General features: G+C 61.9%; 13 protein-coding genes and 4 pseudogenes. 7 read left to right on the forward strand and 10 right to left on the reverse strand.

Going from position 1 to position 15,548, the window contains the following annotated elements; all coding sequences use genetic code 11:
- Positions 1-16 precede the first annotated feature (16 nt).
- Both IVB19_RS07445 and IVB19_RS07450 read left to right on the forward strand, forming a co-directional pair.
- Positions 17-337, forward strand: a complete 321-nt coding sequence (locus IVB19_RS07445; RefSeq protein ID WP_085350357.1) for a hypothetical protein — start codon at positions 17-19, stop codon at positions 335-337.
- Positions 338-708: 371 nt separating this feature from the next.
- Entirely contained in the window at positions 709-1,083 is a 375-nt protein-coding gene (locus IVB19_RS07450; protein WP_085350358.1) for a response regulator, read from the forward strand.
- On the opposite strand, the gene IVB19_RS07455 is transcribed toward IVB19_RS07450, so the two are convergent.
- The 4 genes and pseudogenes from IVB19_RS07455 to IVB19_RS07465 form a co-directional block, all read right to left on the reverse strand.
- The gene (locus IVB19_RS07455; RefSeq protein ID WP_162847249.1) at positions 1,080-1,250 is read right to left on the reverse strand and encodes a hypothetical protein; all 171 of its coding nucleotides are present in this window, start codon (positions 1,248-1,250) and stop codon (positions 1,080-1,082) included. The two genes, IVB19_RS07450 and IVB19_RS07455, sit on opposite strands and share 4 nt — an antisense overlap.
- Positions 1,251-1,331: 81 nt before the next feature.
- Positions 1,332-1,565, reverse strand: a pseudogene (locus IVB19_RS07460) (sensor histidine kinase); the annotation flags it as partial.
- A 166-nt stretch (positions 1,566-1,731) separates the two neighbouring features.
- Positions 1,732-1,986, reverse strand: a pseudogene (locus IVB19_RS40635) (histidine kinase dimerization/phosphoacceptor domain -containing protein); the annotation flags it as partial.
- Positions 1,987-2,892: 906 nt separating this feature from the next.
- Positions 2,893-3,447 (reverse strand): hypothetical protein, encoded by a 555-nt coding sequence (locus IVB19_RS07465; protein ID WP_247821186.1) that lies wholly within the window; start codon positions 3,445-3,447, stop codon positions 2,893-2,895.
- Positions 3,448-3,680: 233 nt separating this feature from the next.
- Between IVB19_RS07465 and IVB19_RS07470 the strand changes: the two genes are divergently transcribed.
- The 4 genes and pseudogenes from IVB19_RS07470 to IVB19_RS07485 all read left to right on the forward strand — a co-directional run bounded on the left by IVB19_RS07470 (position 3,681) and on the right by IVB19_RS07485 (position 7,026).
- Entirely contained in the window at positions 3,681-3,893 is a 213-nt protein-coding gene (locus IVB19_RS07470) for a hypothetical protein (RefSeq protein ID WP_247821187.1), read from the forward strand.
- Between the two features lie 150 nt (positions 3,894-4,043).
- The gene (locus IVB19_RS07475; RefSeq protein WP_247821188.1) at positions 4,044-4,559 is read left to right on the forward strand and encodes a hypothetical protein; all 516 of its coding nucleotides are present in this window, start codon (positions 4,044-4,046) and stop codon (positions 4,557-4,559) included.
- Positions 4,511-4,756, forward strand: a pseudogene (locus IVB19_RS07480) (SOS response-associated peptidase family protein); the annotation flags it as partial. The gene IVB19_RS07475 and the pseudogene IVB19_RS07480, both read left to right, overlap by 49 nt.
- 116 nt (positions 4,757-4,872) lie before the next feature.
- Positions 4,873-7,026 (forward strand): exonuclease domain-containing protein, encoded by a 2,154-nt coding sequence (locus tag IVB19_RS07485; protein WP_247821189.1) that lies wholly within the window; start codon positions 4,873-4,875, stop codon positions 7,024-7,026.
- Between the two features lie 43 nt (positions 7,027-7,069).
- On the opposite strand, the gene IVB19_RS07490 is transcribed toward IVB19_RS07485, so the two are convergent.
- Complete coding sequence (locus IVB19_RS07490) at positions 7,070-7,891, reverse strand: Gfo/Idh/MocA family protein (protein ID WP_256474593.1); 822 nt, start codon at positions 7,889-7,891, stop codon at positions 7,070-7,072.
- A 704-nt stretch (positions 7,892-8,595) separates the two neighbouring features.
- Between IVB19_RS07490 and IVB19_RS07495 the strand changes: the two genes are divergently transcribed.
- Positions 8,596-8,820: a hypothetical protein gene (locus IVB19_RS07495; RefSeq protein WP_247821191.1), complete on the forward strand. Its 225-nt coding sequence runs from the start codon at positions 8,596-8,598 to the stop codon at positions 8,818-8,820.
- A gap of 464 nt (positions 8,821-9,284) precedes the next feature.
- Here the strand turns inward: IVB19_RS07495 and IVB19_RS07500 are convergent, their stop codons facing one another.
- The 5 genes and pseudogenes from IVB19_RS07500 to IVB19_RS07515 form a co-directional block, all read right to left on the reverse strand.
- On the reverse strand, positions 9,285-9,929 hold the full coding sequence (locus IVB19_RS07500; RefSeq protein WP_247821192.1) for a recombinase family protein: 645 nt from the start codon (positions 9,927-9,929) through the stop codon (positions 9,285-9,287).
- A gap of 67 nt (positions 9,930-9,996) precedes the next feature.
- Positions 9,997-10,368 (reverse strand): annotated as a pseudogene (locus IVB19_RS40640) (recombinase family protein); the annotation flags it as partial.
- Between the two features lie 123 nt (positions 10,369-10,491).
- Entirely contained in the window at positions 10,492-13,677 is a 3,186-nt protein-coding gene (locus IVB19_RS07505) for an efflux RND transporter permease subunit (RefSeq protein WP_247821193.1), read from the reverse strand.
- Positions 13,674-15,092: an efflux RND transporter periplasmic adaptor subunit gene (locus IVB19_RS07510; RefSeq protein ID WP_247821194.1), complete on the reverse strand. Its 1,419-nt coding sequence runs from the start codon at positions 15,090-15,092 to the stop codon at positions 13,674-13,676. The genes IVB19_RS07505 and IVB19_RS07510 overlap by 4 nt, the downstream gene beginning before the upstream one ends.
- On the reverse strand, positions 15,089-15,496 hold the full coding sequence (locus IVB19_RS07515; RefSeq protein ID WP_247821195.1) for a FixH family protein: 408 nt from the start codon (positions 15,494-15,496) through the stop codon (positions 15,089-15,091). The genes IVB19_RS07510 and IVB19_RS07515 overlap by 4 nt, the downstream gene beginning before the upstream one ends.
- Positions 15,497-15,548 lie beyond the last annotated feature (52 nt).

Consider the following 15,548-nt stretch of genomic DNA (forward strand, 5'->3'; position numbering starts at 1 on the left):
AACAAGGAGAACGAACATGAGGACTATTGCTCTCGTAGCGTTTGCGGCCACCGCCATGCTCGCGTCGGCGGCCTCGGCAGCTCCGCTCAATCCCAGTCTGGTTGGATCGGAGGAGGCGGCAAACGTCGATCAGGTTCGCCTGGTCTGCAACGAGTACGGCCGCTGCTTCCGCACCCGCGGTCCCCGCTATGTGCAGCGTTACTACGGCGACGATGACAGCTACGTCGTGCGCAGGAGCTATGGCTCCTACGGCGGTCCGGGCTATTACGATCGCGGATACGGCTATTACGGAGGCGGGCCGAGCATCGGCTTCAGCTTCGGTACCGGCCGCTGGTGATCGATGATCTAGGCGCCGCCCGCAAGGGCGGCGCCATTCTGGATGGATCGACAGTTCAGTCTGCCGCTCCAGCGGGCCTCGTGTGGCTGCCAACGATAGGCAGCCGATCAGCCTCGCGCAGCAGTCAGGCTCAGGCTCATCACGCGTACGACGAGGTTCTGAGAGCGCTACGTCGATCCGCAAGGGAACGATCGGCATTCCACCGCGTCGAGTCCTTGCTCTCGGCCCCCTTGCCCCCCAAAGCCCCAGCCGGGAGCAAAACCTAGCCCATAGGTTGGCGACCTCGACCCCGGTCGAGGTCGTTTATCCGTTTCCCTCGTGAATTCCGGGCGTCGTGCCGGCCGCTGCGGGAGCATCGACCTTCTCCAAGGATCCACGTGAACCGCCCCAGACGATCTTTCTTCCTCGTCGAAGACGAAGCCTTGATCCGAATGATGCTCGTCGACATGATCGAGGAGCTTGGACACGCTGTCGTCGCCGAGGCAGGGCGGATCGAGGATGCGGTGCGACTTGCGCACGATCCGGCCTTCGATATTGCCATCCTAGACATCAACCTCGGAGGTCCGACAAGCACTCCCGTCGCGGAAATTCTCGCGAAGAGATCTGTTCCGTTCGTCTTCGCGAGTGGCTACGGGCAAGAAGATATACCCGAGGGCTTCAAGAATAGACCGATGCTGCGCAAGCCCTTCCAGTTGGATGGTCTTGACCGAGCGATCCAAGCGGCCGTGGCGGAGCATGAGAACTAGCCGCGTTCCACCTTCGAACCGGTCTCCTGCCGCTGCGGATTCAGATCTGCTTCGAGTTCGGATATAATGTCCTGCAGCAGCCGCGCAGCCAAAGGATCCGTCGTCTCGGCGTGAAGCTTGCGGAATCGGTCTAGTTCCTCGGCGTGTTTTGGTGATCGATCGACCATAGTGTTCTCGCAAGCTCCGACATCATCTACGTCACAAGCCGTCCATGGTTGCAGAGGAAATCCGAAAATGCTTCGCGGTCTTCAGCTGTCGAGCGCGATCGAGACTTGCACCTCGCAGCCTTGCGAAAGAGGCTTCCTCGCGACGGTGCCCTTCATGTGGGTGGCGAGGAGGTTGATGAGCCGAGTGCCAAGTCCGCTCTTCGCTTCCGCGGAGCAACCGATTCCGTCGTCCCTCACCGACACCAGAACGTGGGTTTCCTTGGCCCGCAGCTCGACCTCCACCGAGCCGTGGCGGCCCTCCGGAAATGCGTACTTGAAGCAGTTCGTTGACGATCAGCCCGATCGAGGCCGCCTGCGAACTCCTCACCCAGATGTCCTCGCAGCGGACCCGGATCGAGATCGTGCGCACGCCCCGGTGAAAATCCGCAAGGCTGGCGCATAAGGACTCGATGTCCGGCGCCAGCGCGATCCGGCTGGTGTCCGCCGTCTCGCGCAGCCGGTCGTGAACCTTTGCGACGTCCACCCGGCTTACCGCGGACGCAATCGCCCTCTGCACGCCCGGGTCGGTTTCGGAGCGGGCCTGCAGCCTGAGAATCGATACGATAGTGGCGAGGTCGTTCCCGCGTTCGATGTGCGAGCTCCTGGAGCAGAACGTCCCCCGGCGGTCGAGGCCGGCCGGGGTATGAGGTACGTCATGGCGAGAACGGCGGCCGCGGCTGTCGCAACAATTCCACACCCGCGGCCGAAAAGGACAGATGACAAGAAGATGGCGGGAATGAAAAGCAGGAGCGGGTAGGATCGAAGGTATTCATCGGCCATCACCCTGGCGAAAAAGGCGAGACCGACGAGGCCGAGGGTGAGGAGGTAGCGCACCCAGACCGGAAAATCTGACTTGGCCGTGAAGAGGCGGTGCAGAAAGGCTTCCATGGAAGGCCAACGTTCCGCCCAGCCGCGCTGTTCCGAGGAAGGATTGCTCGTCGCTCGGTACTCCGGACTTCAGTGCGGTAATACCTTCTTAGGCCGCGTGTGCGACGGCTCTCGGCGCCGCGAGCTTGTCAGGGACAACCCGGACGGGCTTGAACTCGGTTTCGGTTTCAGCAACGCCTTCGCACCGGACTCACAAAGCCATGGACGATCGTGGTTACCGGCTCTTGGCGCTCCAGCTTCGACATGAACCATCGCATCTCGATCCTGCACCTCATGCAGGTGGGCGACTCCAGTTCGGACAGTGAATTCTTCAGACGATCTACCATTCGGCGAAGTCTGCTGCGCGGTACGATACCACGGCCGTTCGAGACGTCTGTAGGATTTGGGACGCAAGCGGCCGGCAGTCTATTCCTCTGGTCGCAACTGAACCTCACATAGGGAGCCACTTTGCCATGCAAGAACGTTCGGGAGGCAAAGCGGTCCGCACAAAAGTTGTGGGGCCACTTCGAAAGCGACTCGGCTATCTCGTTGATTTTCCACGGCCCCGTGTTTTGAAATCGACTCGATCTCTACTTTAAGAACGACTCGATCACCTCGCTTTTCGATTTAAGAGCGACTCGATCTTGTAAGTCGTTGAGAACGCATCTTCATTTCTGCTGATTTCATCCCGCTTTTGCTCCGACCTACATTCGATCGGGGGCGCTGTCTGAGGAGCCTAAGCGGGCTTCCACTGAGTACCCTTCGGAGCGTCGCGTAACCTGATCCAATGGACCAGCGCGGCTCCGAAATCCCTGGCAGCCTTCTGCTCCGTGATCTTGTCGGGGTCCGTCGCACTATTGGCCCGCCAATCGTTGGCCAATTTTTTCAGGTCTTCCGGAACGTCGAAGAACTTCGGCCGCATCATGGCGCCCCAGATGTGAAAGCCTCTCATCTCGGGAGTTAGTTTTTTTGTATGGTGCACGTACAGTCCAGCCGCCATACCCATTCCGGCTTCGGTAAACAGGTGAAAATTGTCGTCGATTTCGCCATCCGAATCGCGGTCGGCATGCTTCAGAAAATTAGTTTCTTCGTTGAAGCAGTCGACGCCCACTTTTTTTATGTGCGCATCCAGTGCGACCTTGGCTTCGCCCTCTTTGGTGATGTCGTAGAGAATACGAAAAGCCGCCCGTGATACGGTGTGGACCGCCAGGATGTCCTCGTTGGCGAAGAACATCCGGATTGCGGAATCAAGCTGCCGTCCGCCCGCTTCAAGCTTGGTGATTTTCGGCATTGTCCGTCCTTTGTTGGTTGCTATATCGGTTTTACGCAACCTTGTCAGGGGCCAGGGTCACCGAGCCGAAACCAAAGGCGACCCGGGATGTATTGCCATGACACCCCGACGTACCGAATTCGCCGTATTCGTCCTCGAGCTTCTCGACTTCATGGAGGAGAAGTTGCGGGAAGCCCTCGCCGACGAAAACTCAAGGATCGCGGCGGGTCGGCGAGGCCGCCGGCGCCGTGCCCGTGCTGCGCGACCGCCTGCGCGAGGACGAGGTGGTACAGACCCAGTTTATGATGGTCTGCGACAACGAGCTCTACGAACCGCACGCCACCGGGCGCTGGCGCGACCTGGCGCAGATGCCACGTGCGGACTTCGAGGCCGAAGCCGAAGCTTTTATCAAGCCGGACGGTGTTTTCGTAGCGCTACGTGGCATCGTGGAAGCGACCAAGGGATAGCTGATTCTAGCGCTAATCTCCAGCTGCGCGTGCCCGGGCAACGAAAGCTCGCTGCTGTGGAAACGAGCGGCAACGGACTCTGCTCGCTTGTTTCTGACGGCCGCTCATGGAACGATGACGCATCTCCCATGACCGAGTTAACGTATCTCGATGACCGACCTCATCGCCGTACCGGAATGGACGCAGGTGCGCCAAAAAGGCGGCTTGGACCCGCTTGGCCTGCAGGCGCCTAGCATTCGGCTATATCAATCGCTGGTGCCTGGCATCAGCAACGTGACGCTCAGGACAAGGTATTACGGGCTGTATCCTTGGCTAAGCGAGGAGTACGCCAGGCAGAGCCATGACGTTGACTCAGAGGTCTGGAAAAAGACTGTTCGGCGGGCCGAGGCAGTCTATGCGTTGGTCGCCGCGAGAGCGAACATCAAAAATGAGCAACAGGAAACCGGCGTCGCTGGGCTCAAGTGGGCAAGGGAGACCCTGCAGGCGCATGAGGGGGGCGCTGTCGAATTCGCCGACCACACAGACCCGGACGGAGACGGAAAGCCGTATCTGAAGCAGGCTTGGGGCGCCTTTGGGGCTGCCTATGAAAGTCAGCTTCGAGAGGCCGGCGTGCTGGGCGACGCCGAGGCGAAGGCGAGACCACCAACGACCTCTACGCTTTCCTGACGACCGAACCGAACGCCGAGGTCGGCGCCATCCACCCGAAGGCGATGCCCGTTATCCTGACCACGCCCGACGAGGTCGAAACCTGGATGACCGCGCCTGCCGAAAAAGCCCTCAAGCTGCAGCGGCCGCTTCCGGACGGAGCGCTCCGGATCGTGGCCAGGGGCGTCAAGGAAGATACGTCGGCTTCGCCTTCCTAACTCCGCTGACACCGAGCGGTCGGCGACTAGGGGAGCTGGAGCCCGTCGCGGCACTTGACTTCACTCACAGCATTCGAACAAAAATAGAACAAACGATTCCAGCCGCGAAGGTCCGCTTGGCCAAATTGCCGCAACTGCCCGTCTATTATTATCTCGACCATTTCGCCGAAATGCTCGGGTTCGTGCAGCGAACGTACGAACCCGTGCTTGGTCCGGACCATCACGCTTTCATGGCGCGCTTCGAGCGCCTCTCGAGAGATGCCCGATGCCTGTTGATCCGCATGATCAACCGGCGTGGTGCGATATTCAATCGGTCCCTGTTCGACTACCCCGAGATCGACGATATCGAGCAGGCGACGTCGGATCTGATGATGGTCGGTCATGCCCGGGGGATCGGTGAAATCGACTACCCAGGGTTCGTCGCGTGTCTTCCCAAAGATGTCCTCTTCACCGGTGCACAGGCGGCTGGTCGCAAAGACGTCCGCAAGTCGTGGGCCAAAGCCAAGTTCATCGACTATTATCTCGAACAGATCCCGTTTTCGGCGGCCGCGCAGCACTGCGGTGCCCGGAAATTCATCGCTCTCGACGGCACGCGGCCAATCGAATTCCTGCTCTATCTCTACTTCGGCAAGACCGAGGTGAACCTCAAGAACTTCGCGCTGCGGGATCTGGGTATCCTCCGCACCAATCGCGAGACCGCGTTCAGCGCACGCTTCACGGATGCCGAGGAGGCGCTTGCCTCGTTCCACTACAGCCAGATTCTCGACAGCCTTGAGCACGGATCAGAATCTGTCCACAGGCGGGCCGCCATCGACGTGCTGTCCGGGCCTGCCTGCGGGACACAGTACGGCAAGGACCTCCGCAGCCGAGCGGCTCATCAGACCGGTCTTTTCTTCGAGAAAGCGGGTGAGAGCGATCTTGCGCGGCAGCTCTATCGCGCGGGGTGCTCGCCGGAGTGCAACGAGCGTCTGGTCCGCCTGCTTTACAATACCGGGGATCGCACCGGAGCCGAAGACCTGCTGCAGCGGATGATCGATGATCCCGCCAGCGACGGGGAGCACGTTTTCGCAACTGACTTCTACGCTCGCAAGTTCGGAGGGAGGCGCACAGGCGTCTGCACCGAACTGCTGCGGTCCGGGCGAACGATCACCGTCGACGATTCCCATCGCGGCAATCCAGAAGCAGGCGTCGCCGGCGTTCTGCGGCGCGAGGGCAGCAAGGTTTTCTTCACCGAGAATGTGCTGTGGCACACCCTGTTCGGCCTTCTTTTCTGGGACGAGCTCTTCGAGAGCACCCGGATGCCCAGCGGGTTCGACTGGCTACCTCATTGCCTGAAGGACCGCAGCTTCCGGCGGCTCTTCGCCGTGACGATCGACGAGAAGCTGGCCGCCGCAGCGTCCGGAGATTCTCTTCCGTTGATCCTCCGCACCGTCGCAGCAAAATGGGGCCGCCCGAATGGGATCTTCAGCTGGGATCATGTGCAAGTGGAGGCGCTCCGCGCGCTGCTCGAAGGATTCGATCCGGCCGCCATAGCCACCATCGTCCGCAGCATGTGCGACGACTTCCGCGGCATGCGGGACGGTTTCCCCGATCTGATGCTGGTGCAGGACGGCAAATCCTCCTTCATGGAGGTCAAAGCCGAGGGGGACGTGATCCGCCGCAACCAGCTGACCCGTCTCCGCCAGCTCGGCGCCGCCGGCATCATCGCCGAGATCGGTCGGGTGGACTATCGTTTCGACCCCGAGCAGGACTACGTGGTGGTCGATATCGAGACGACCGGCTCCTGGTCGAATGGCGATCGCATCACCGAGATCGGCGCGGTGAAGGTTCGCAATCACTGTGTCGTCGACGAGTGGCATTCTCTCATCAATCCTCAGCGTTCCATTCCCGCAAGGATCGTTCAGCTGACTGGCATCACGAACGAAATGGTTCGGGACGCACCCTTGTTCGCGGAGGTAGCCGACCGTTTCATGGAGTTCATGGGGGACGGCATTTTCGTCGCCCATAACGTCAGCTTCGACTACGGTTTCATGGCCTACGAATTCGAAAGGATCGCGCGGCGCTTCAGATTCCCGAAGCTCTGCACTTGTGCGGGAATGCGACGGCGCTATCCGGGGCACAAGTCCTACGGACTTGGGAAGCTTTGCGAGATATATGGCATCTCGCTCGACAATCATCATCGAGCCTTATGCGATGCGCAGGCCACCGCGCAGTTGTTGAACCTCATCAACAAGAAGCGGAGCGAAGAGGGGTACCGCCAAGCAGCGTAGCCATTCCCGGGAAGGGCCGAGCTATGCGGCCACTTCAGAGAACTCAGTCGATTCTAACAAGGGCTCGTTGATCCGCCGACTTGTAGATCGCTTCCATGAGTTTCATGTCGCGCAGGCCTTCCTCGCCCGGCGTCCTTGGCGACCTATCGGTGAGAACGCATTCCGCCATGTGATCCAACTCCAGAGCGAACTGGTCTTTTGCAGGGATCTCGATCAACGTCTCGGTCTCGCGACTGTCTATTGCGCGAGGCACTGTCAGCCGCTGCCCTTTGTACGGATAGGCATTGTCCAACAGGAGATTGCGGCCGTCCGAGTGGACCGCCAGGCGCGATGCCCTATGGATGCCGTAGCTGGTCGAAAGGTTGGCCATAGCGCCCGAGGGGAAGCGCATGATCCAGGCGACGCTCTCTTCCACTTCGCGAAAGCGCGGATCGCCGTCGGCCGAGTGGATGCGAGCCTCGATCTCGACTGGCTCCTCGCCGGTGACCGCCCGCGCGGCGTTGAGACAATAGATGCCGACGTCCGGCAGGGATCCGCCGCCGGCCAATGCCTTGCGGAGCCGCCATTGCTCCGGATCTCCCTGGTTCTGACCGTTGATGGATTCGATCAGCTTGATGGGCCCGAGGTCTCCGCTTTGCGCACGACGAATGACCTCCAAGTGATGAGGCTGGTAGCGACAGCGATAGGCGATCATCAACTTGACGCGCGCCGATGAGCACGCCTCGATCATCGACCGAGCATCCTCTGAACTCGTGGCCATCGGCTTCTCGCACAGCACATGCTTGCCGATGGCCGCCGATCGGAGAACGTATTCCTTGTGCATCGAGTTCGGCAGAACGACGTAGACGGCCTTGACGTCTTCCATCTATCGCGGAGGCGCTCGAGATCCTCATAGCCGAGCAGAGCTTCTTGTCTAACGCCATACTGCCGTCCAAGCACGGTCAGCTTGTCCGGCGACCCCGAAACCAGCGCGGCCAGTCGGCTTTTCTTCGCTTGCCCGAAGGCAGGCAGTATTTGCTCGACGGAGAGACGACCCAAAGCGACGATGGCGAAGCCGACGCGTTGGCTCGCGGGGAGGGGTCCGTCCGCATTCTCTTCGCTCGCTTCACTAGATCTTACGATGGACGGGAAGGTTAACTTGTCCCCTTGCGTCATCCCGGTGTCTACAGGTGCTGCCTGAGCCAATCCGGCACGCGATGCGTTCATAGCCAATAACGTTGCTGCCGACAGTCCAAGCGCACCACGGCGCGTCAGGGAAGAATGCGGAGAGCCTATGCCGAGCTTTGTCATCGCACTCAAACCTGCCAAGTCTGCACGGGTTCCTCCACGTCTCGCACCTGCCGGCGAATAAAGATCGGGCAGCTAGGTGATCCAATGAAGCACCGAAAGCGTGGGCGCTGCCAGGATGGAAGGCCGCCTTTACCGTGCAATGCGGGGTAAGCGCTAAAGCCGACGGCCAAGTTCCAGTACGAGCATGTGATTTCTGATAACGCGAAATATCGCTTGCGCCGTCGGGCAAAACAGTGGTTCATAAGGCGCTGGTCCTAGCAAGACGAAGGAGCCAGCCCGATGGCAAATGACGTCGATACATCCTCGGAATTGTCCAAGTTTGCGAAACTGAATGGTGACTTCCGAAGGAACTACGGCACGCTCATCGGAGCGGTTTTGTATCTCCGCACCGTGAGCGCCGCCCGTCGAAGCCCTTGGCTTTGGGCCGGCCTGATTTCGATCGCTCTTTCGACTTTGCTGAGCTGGTTGGGGCGGCACGGTTGGTTTTTGCCAGCATTGTCTTGATGGCACCGAACAATGCCTCCTTTTCCTGGTAAAGCGCGCCCCGACGTCGACGAAGGGAATCAGATGAGAGCCACACGTAGCGTCCTGATCTCAACGGGGCAGGCAACAACACGTAGTCCTCGATCTCCCGATTCGCCGCATCCAACCGCATCACGGCAAGCAGGCCCGATGAGATCTGCCTTCGGTAGGCTTTCCATTGCGCAGCGTGGTCCTTTCCACGATGCGCCAGTCGTCGCGCGAGGAGAAACGAAACCACGCGCGCGCCTCCGACAGCAAGCCCTATGCCGTCCGGAACAACATCAGCCTTGACGTCAAATTCCGTTCGCAGGGCCTCCGCGAGTTCGGTGGCATGCCTCGGTTGTTCGGCGGCCCAAAAAATCCCGGGTATCGATCCAGTCGCAGTCGCGCGGGGACACATATCCGATCAGCGCATAGGCCTTCCGCAGCGAACCGAAGTGCTTCACTTACGAGGAGACGTAATTGAGACCCAGCGTCGTATTGATGATGTGCAAGTTGAGCTTACCGCGCCGGCGGAGCGTGAGACGAAGGCGCAACAGCAACTCTTCTTCCGGAATCTCCACGCGGCGCTCGGCCCGCAGCTTCTGGGCGCGAGCGAAGATGCCTTGGTCCGCGATAGGCTCGATCGCCGCAGCGCGCCGGACCCAAGCGTTATCCGGATTCTTGACCAGCTTCTGCCCCAAGCGTCTTGAGGTGCGATTGTAGACGGTCTTGCCGACGTAGTTCTCGTTCCTGAGAATGGTGGGTATCATGCCGTCGGTCCAGGGCCGACCGTTGTGATTGGCGATGCCGGCGTCATTCAGTTGGCGACTGATCTCGCTGTAGGATTTTCGGCAGTTGACGAACTGATCGAAGATTTCCCGGATGACGGCGGCCTCTTCGGCCGAGCCGTGCTGCAGCCGAACGCGATCCGACTGCAGAGCCTTGAATTGCCCCTTTAACAGAAGAGCCTTCGGATGCTCGCCTTCGTCGACCATCAAGCGTCGGAGGCCGTAGCCGACGGGAGCGCCAACGCGGTACCCAAGACTCGCGACCCGGCAGTGTCCGGCGTGCACCTTGACGGAGAGCTCCCGGCTCCACTCGGCGGCCATCCCGCGCTTCAGGCTTTTTGATCCCGGAAACAAAGGTGCCGTCGTTCTTGAATATCTCCGCACAGTATTCGACCTGAACGCCGCTCCGCTTGCACAGGAACTCGTAGTAGGCACTCTCGTCGACATCCTGGAACCGGCCCCAGCGACTGACGTCGTAAACGAGAATGTGGTCGAAGTCGGCTCGGCCGGACTGAACATCTTCGATCAGTTCGATGAGACCAGGACGCCCCTTTATCCGGAGCCCGCTGCGGCCTTCGTCGCGATAGGTGCGCACAATCGTGAGCGCGTTCGTCTCGGCATAGGCGGCGATGGCCGCCATCTGGTTCGCGATCGAGTAGCGCTGGAGCTCCCTCGACATTCGAACGTACTGCGCAGCACGGCGCGCCCGGGTCCGCCTCGCCAAGCTTGTCCCTTTGGGAACAACGAGCCAGTTACCCATGCAGCCCTCCTGCCATTCAGAGGTATCCGCGAGTGGAAATACACCTCGCCCCGGTCGGGATAGCAATCTTCCAGAAGCACTGGGCGCGCCTCATGCCGGCGCCCGAAATTGGCGTTTGTCACCTCATTCGGCGGGCTCAGGGACATGTTGAACACGTTCGATCTGCTCGCGGATCCGCGGCGGAGTGCGGCCGTGGTCGTGCGGTAATCCGAAGCCCTTCACCAGTCCGAAGATCGCCGGGATCACGATCAGCGTCAGCAGCGTGGAAGAAATCATCCCCCCGATCATCGGCACCGCGATGCGCTGCATGATTTCGGAGCCGGTCCCGGTGCTCCACATGATCGGCAGCAGCCCCGCCATGATCGCGACCACTGTCATCATCTTGGGCCGGACACGCTCCACGGCGCCCTCCATGATGGCATCGTAGAGATCGCCGCGGGTCAGGGGTCGCCCCTCGGCGGCACGCCTCGCCGCGGTCTCCGCGAAGGCCTGGTTGAGGTAGATGAGCATCACGACGCCGGTCTCGGCCGCGACGCCGGCGAGCGCAATGAAGCCAACGGCGACCGCCACCGAAAGGTTGAAGCTCAACCACCACATCAGCCAGAGCCCCCCGACCAGCGCGAACGGCAGCGAGAGCATCACGATCATCGTCTCCGCGATCGAACGGAAGTTCAGGTACAGCAGCAGGAAGATGATCAGCAGCGTCACGGGCACGACGATCTTCAGCCGCGCGGTGGCCCGCTCCAGGTATTCGTATTGACCACTCCACATCACGTAGTAGCCCGGCGGAAACTTGATGCTGGCCTGCACAGAGGCTTTGGCGTCCGCGACGTAGCCCCCGAGGTCGCGATCGCGGATGTCGACGTAGATGTAGGTCGCGAGCTGGCCATTCTCGGTCCGGATCGAGGTCGGCCCGCGCGCCGGCGCGACCTTGGCAACCTCGCCGAGCGGTACCGCGCCGCCCGCGGGCATCGGCACCAGCACATCGTTGGCGATGGCCTGCGGATTGTCGCGCAGATCGCGCGGATAGCGCATGTTGACGGTGAAGCGCTGCCGCCCTTCCACGGTCGTGGTCACGGTCTGGCCGCCGAGCGCAGTCGCAATCGTGTCCTGAACGTCCTGGACCATGATGCCGTAGCGCGCCAGCGCGGCACGGTTGGGGGTGACTTCCAGATAGTAGCCGCCGATGCCACGCTCGGCATAGGCCGATGAGGTGCCCGGCACGGCCTTGAGGACCTGCTCGATCTGCTTGGCGAGCTTGTCGATCTCGACCAGGTCGGTCCCGATCACCTTGACGCCGATCGGCGTTCGTATACCCGTGGACAGCATGTCGATGCGGGCCTTGATCGGCATGGTCCAGGCGTTGGAGACCCCGGGAAACTGCAGTGCCTTGTCCATTTCGGCGATCAGTCCGTCGATGGTCATGCCGGGCCGCCACTCCTCCTTGGGCTTGAGGTTGACCACCGTCTCAAACATCTCGGACGGCGCCGGATCGGTCGCCGTCGCGGCGCGCCCCGCCTTGCCGTAGACCAAGGCCACTTCCGGAAACGAGCGGATGATCCGGTTTTGGATCTGCATCAGTTCGCCGGCCTTCGTGACCGAGATGCCCGGCAGCGTTGTCGGCATGTAGAGCAGCGTGCCTTCGTTCAGGTTCGGCATGAACTCGGTACCGAGTTGCCGCGCCGGCCAGATGCTCACGGCCAGAATGGCGAGCGCGAGCACGACCACCAGCGTCTTGGCGCGCATGACGCCCTTGATCACCGGGCGGTAGATCCAGATCAGGACGCGGTTGATCGGATTCCTGTGCTCCGGAACGATCCGCCCGCGCACGAAGATCACCATCAGAGCCGGCACCAACGTCACCGACAGGAGCGCGGCGGCCGCCATCGAGAACGTCTTCGTGAACGCCAGCGGGCTGAACAGCCGCCCCTCCTGCGATTCCAGCGTGAAGATCGGCATGAAGGACACCGTGATGATCAGCAGGCTGAAGAAAAGTGCAGGCCCCACCTCCGAGGCGGCGGCGATCAGGACGTCGATCCTGGGCTTTCCCGGCTCGGCGCGTTCGAGGTGCTTGTGGGCGTTCTCGATCATGACGATGGCCGCATCGACCATGGCGCCGATCGCGATCGCGATCCCGCCGAGGCTCATGATGTTGGAGCCGAGCCCGAGCAGCTTCATGGCGCCGAACGCCATCAAGACCCCGATGGGCAGCATCAGGATCGCGACAAGGGCGCTACGCACGTGCAGCAGGAACACGATGCAGACCAGCGCGACCACGACGCTTTCCTCGAACAGCGTGTGCTTGAGCGTGTCGATGGCCGCGTAGATCAGGTTGGAGCGATCGTAGACCGGCACGATCTCGACCGACTTCGGAAGACTTGAGGCGATCTCCCGGAAGCGCTTCTTGACGTTCTCAATCACCTCCAGTGCATTGAGGCCGAAGCGCTGTAGCACGATGCCGCTGGCGACCTCGCCCTCGCCGTTCAGCTCCGTGATGCCGCGCCGCTCGTCGGGGCCCAGTTCGACACGCGCGACGTCGCGCAGCAGCACCGGCGTCCCGTTGTTCGTCTTCAGCACGATGTCGCCGACGTCATTGATCGACTTGATGTAGCCCTTGCCGCGGATGACGTACTCGAACTCGGACAGTTCGACGGTCCGCCCCCCGACGTCGGCGTTGCTGGCGCGGATGGCATCGCGCATCTTCTGCATGGTGATGCCGCGGTCGCGCATGCGTTGCGGATCGAGGATCACGTTGTACTGCTTGACGAAGCCGCCGACGCTCGCAACCTCGGCGACACCCTCGGCCTTCGCCAGTGCGAACTTCAGATTCCAGTCCTGGATGGTGCGGGTATCGGCGAGGTTCAGTTCCTTCGATATGATCGCGTACTGGTAGACCCAGCCGACGCCGGTTGCGTCGGGGCCGATCGTGGGGCTCACGCCGGCAGGCAGGCGCGCGCTGGCGCCGTTGAGGAATTCCAGCACGCGCGAGCGCGCCCAGTAGATGTCGGTGCCGTCCTCGAAGATGACGTAGACGAAGGAGACGCCGAAGAAAGAGAAGCCGCGCACGACCTTCGATTTCGGCACAGTCAGCATCGCCGTCGTCAACGGATAGGTGACCTGGTCCTCGATCACCTGCGGGGCTTGTCCCGGGTACTCCGTGTAGACGATGACCTGGGTGTCCGAGAGATCCGGGATGGCATCGAGCGGCAGATGCAGAAGCGCGTACAGCCCCGCCGCGGCGGCGAAGGCGGTCCCGAACAGGACCAGCAGCAGGTTGCGGGCGGACCAGGCGATGAGACGCGCGATCATTGCTGCGCCCCCTCGGCAAAGCCCTTCAGGGCGGCCTTCAGATTGCTTTCGGCATCGATCAGAAAATTCGCCGAGACCACCACGGCCTCGCCCGCCGCGAGGCCTTGCCGGACCTCCACGAACCCGCCGCCACGATTGCCGAGCTTGACCTCGCGCGGCTCCAGTCGACCCTGCCCCTTGTCGACGAAAACAGCCTGCCGGGCGCCGGCGTCCATCACGGCACTCTCGGGCACCGTGAGAACCGCCTCGCCGCTTCCCGTGTCGATGTCGGCATCGACGTACATGTCGTGCAGCAGAATCAGGTCCGGATTCTGCAGTTCGATCCTGACGCGTGCGGTCCGGGTCTCCTTGTTAATCTCGGGATAAATCACCTCGACTTTCCCCGCGAACTCCCGTCCCGGAAAGCTCCGCGCCTTCACCGTGACCGGCTGGCCCTTGGCGATCGTGCCGAGGTCGCGTTCGGCGATATCGATCAGGGCCCAAACAAAGGAGTGGTCAGCGATCCGGAACAGGACGCCGCCAGGCTCGACGCGCATTCCCTCGATGGCGTTGCGCTCCAGCACGATGCCGTCGCGCGGCGAAGTCCATCCGATCGACGTCGGCACGGTCCGGCTCTTCTCGATCGCCGAGATCGCAGCATCGGGCACGTCCAGGTTCATCAGGCGCTGGCGCGATCCACGCCCATACTGAACGTCGCCGCTGGTCGTCTTCGAGGTGATGGTGGTGAGGTACTCGGCGGCAGCAGAGGAGACGGATGGGCTGTAGACCTCCATCAGCGGCTGCCCCTTGATCACGTGAGATCCGGTCGTGACGTCGGCCACCTTCAGGATGAAGCTTTCCGCCCGCATGGCGACGACGGAGATCCGCCGCTCGTCGAGCGCGATCGTGCCCGGCGCCCTGACGAGGGTCCGGATCGCGCGCATCGCTGCGGGCTCCGACTTGACGCCGGTCCGCTGGATCTTGCCGGGCGAGAGTTTGATCGATCCGTCGTCGCTGTCGTCGCCCTCATAGACGGGGATGTAGTCCATCCCCATCGAATCCTTCTTCGGCGTCGGCGATGTGTCCGGCAGGCCCATGGGATTGCGGTAGTATTTGATCTTGCGCTCTCCGGAGGCGCCGGCCGCCGTTGTCGCCGGCGGCGGGGTTTCCGCCTGGTCATCGTCGAAGCTGATGTCGGCGCCTGCGGGCACCGCGCGGAAATCCCGGCCATCCGGGGTCTTTCTCGGCACCAGCGAGTACGACGGCTTGCCGTCCGGATCCTGGTAGTAGATCGGGGCGCCGCTCTCCTCGGCCGCAGCGGGACCGATCACGGCGGCGGTTCGCGCCGTCGGCCACTGCGGGCCGGCGACGACGAATGCGATGCCCGCCGCCGCGATCAACGCGGCTGCCAGGCTTACTGCGATGGGGCGGGTCACTTCTGCGCCGTGATGACGAGCTTGTTCTCGACGGTGCCGGTCTCGCCTTGGACCTTGGCTCCGAGCGAAAGCTGCCATCGCCCCGCCATGCCGAAGGTCGCCTTGAAGCGATACGTGCCCGGCTCCGTCCCCGGCATGGGGGTGACCTTGGTCGCCATCTCCTGCATGCCGTCCGGAGCCATGTCCAAACGGCTGGCGAAGATCACCGCATCCGGCACCGGTTTGCCGGTTTTGGTGTTCACGAGCCGGACCGTGACGACCTTGTCGGGCCCGGCCTGGACCGACTGGTCGACGAGCTCGAACTTGTAGTCCTTGATGTCGGCCAATACGGCCGTGCTTGTGCCGCCGATGGCCGCAGCGATCAACGCGGCCTGGACGGCGCGCGCGAAGGTAGACGTATTCATGTTGTATCCTCGATGTCCTAATTCGCCGCCGAGGCGGCGCGCGTCATCCGCG

The organism is Bradyrhizobium sp. 187, assembly GCF_023101005.1.
Taxonomy (GTDB): domain Bacteria; phylum Pseudomonadota; class Alphaproteobacteria; order Rhizobiales; family Xanthobacteraceae; genus Bradyrhizobium; species Bradyrhizobium canariense_D.

What these genes read in the sequence shown, in the direction of transcription:
- IVB19_RS07445 (WP_085350357.1), top strand. Translation starts at nt 17, where the DNA reads ATGAGGACTATTGCTCTCGTAGCGTTTGCGGCCACCGCCATGCTCGCG.
- IVB19_RS07455 (WP_162847249.1), bottom strand. Translation starts at nt 1,250, where the DNA reads ATGGTCGATCGATCACCAAAACACGCCGAGGAACTAGACCGATTCCGC.
- IVB19_RS07465 (WP_247821186.1), bottom strand. Translation starts at nt 3,447, where the DNA reads ATGCCGAAAATCACCAAGCTTGAAGCGGGCGGACGGCAGCTTGATTCC.
- IVB19_RS07475 (WP_247821188.1), top strand. Translation starts at nt 4,044, where the DNA reads ATGACCGACCTCATCGCCGTACCGGAATGGACGCAGGTGCGCCAAAAA.
- IVB19_RS07490 (WP_256474593.1), bottom strand. Translation starts at nt 7,891, where the DNA reads ATGGAAGACGTCAAGGCCGTCTACGTCGTTCTGCCGAACTCGATGCAC.
- IVB19_RS07495 (WP_247821191.1), top strand. Translation starts at nt 8,596, where the DNA reads ATGGCAAATGACGTCGATACATCCTCGGAATTGTCCAAGTTTGCGAAA.
- IVB19_RS07500 (WP_247821192.1), bottom strand. Translation starts at nt 9,929, where the DNA reads ATGGCCGCCGAGTGGAGCCGGGAGCTCTCCGTCAAGGTGCACGCCGGA.
- IVB19_RS07505 (WP_247821193.1), bottom strand. Translation starts at nt 13,677, where the DNA reads ATGATCGCGCGTCTCATCGCCTGGTCCGCCCGCAACCTGCTGCTGGTC.
- IVB19_RS07515 (WP_247821195.1), bottom strand. Translation starts at nt 15,496, where the DNA reads ATGAATACGTCTACCTTCGCGCGCGCCGTCCAGGCCGCGTTGATCGCT.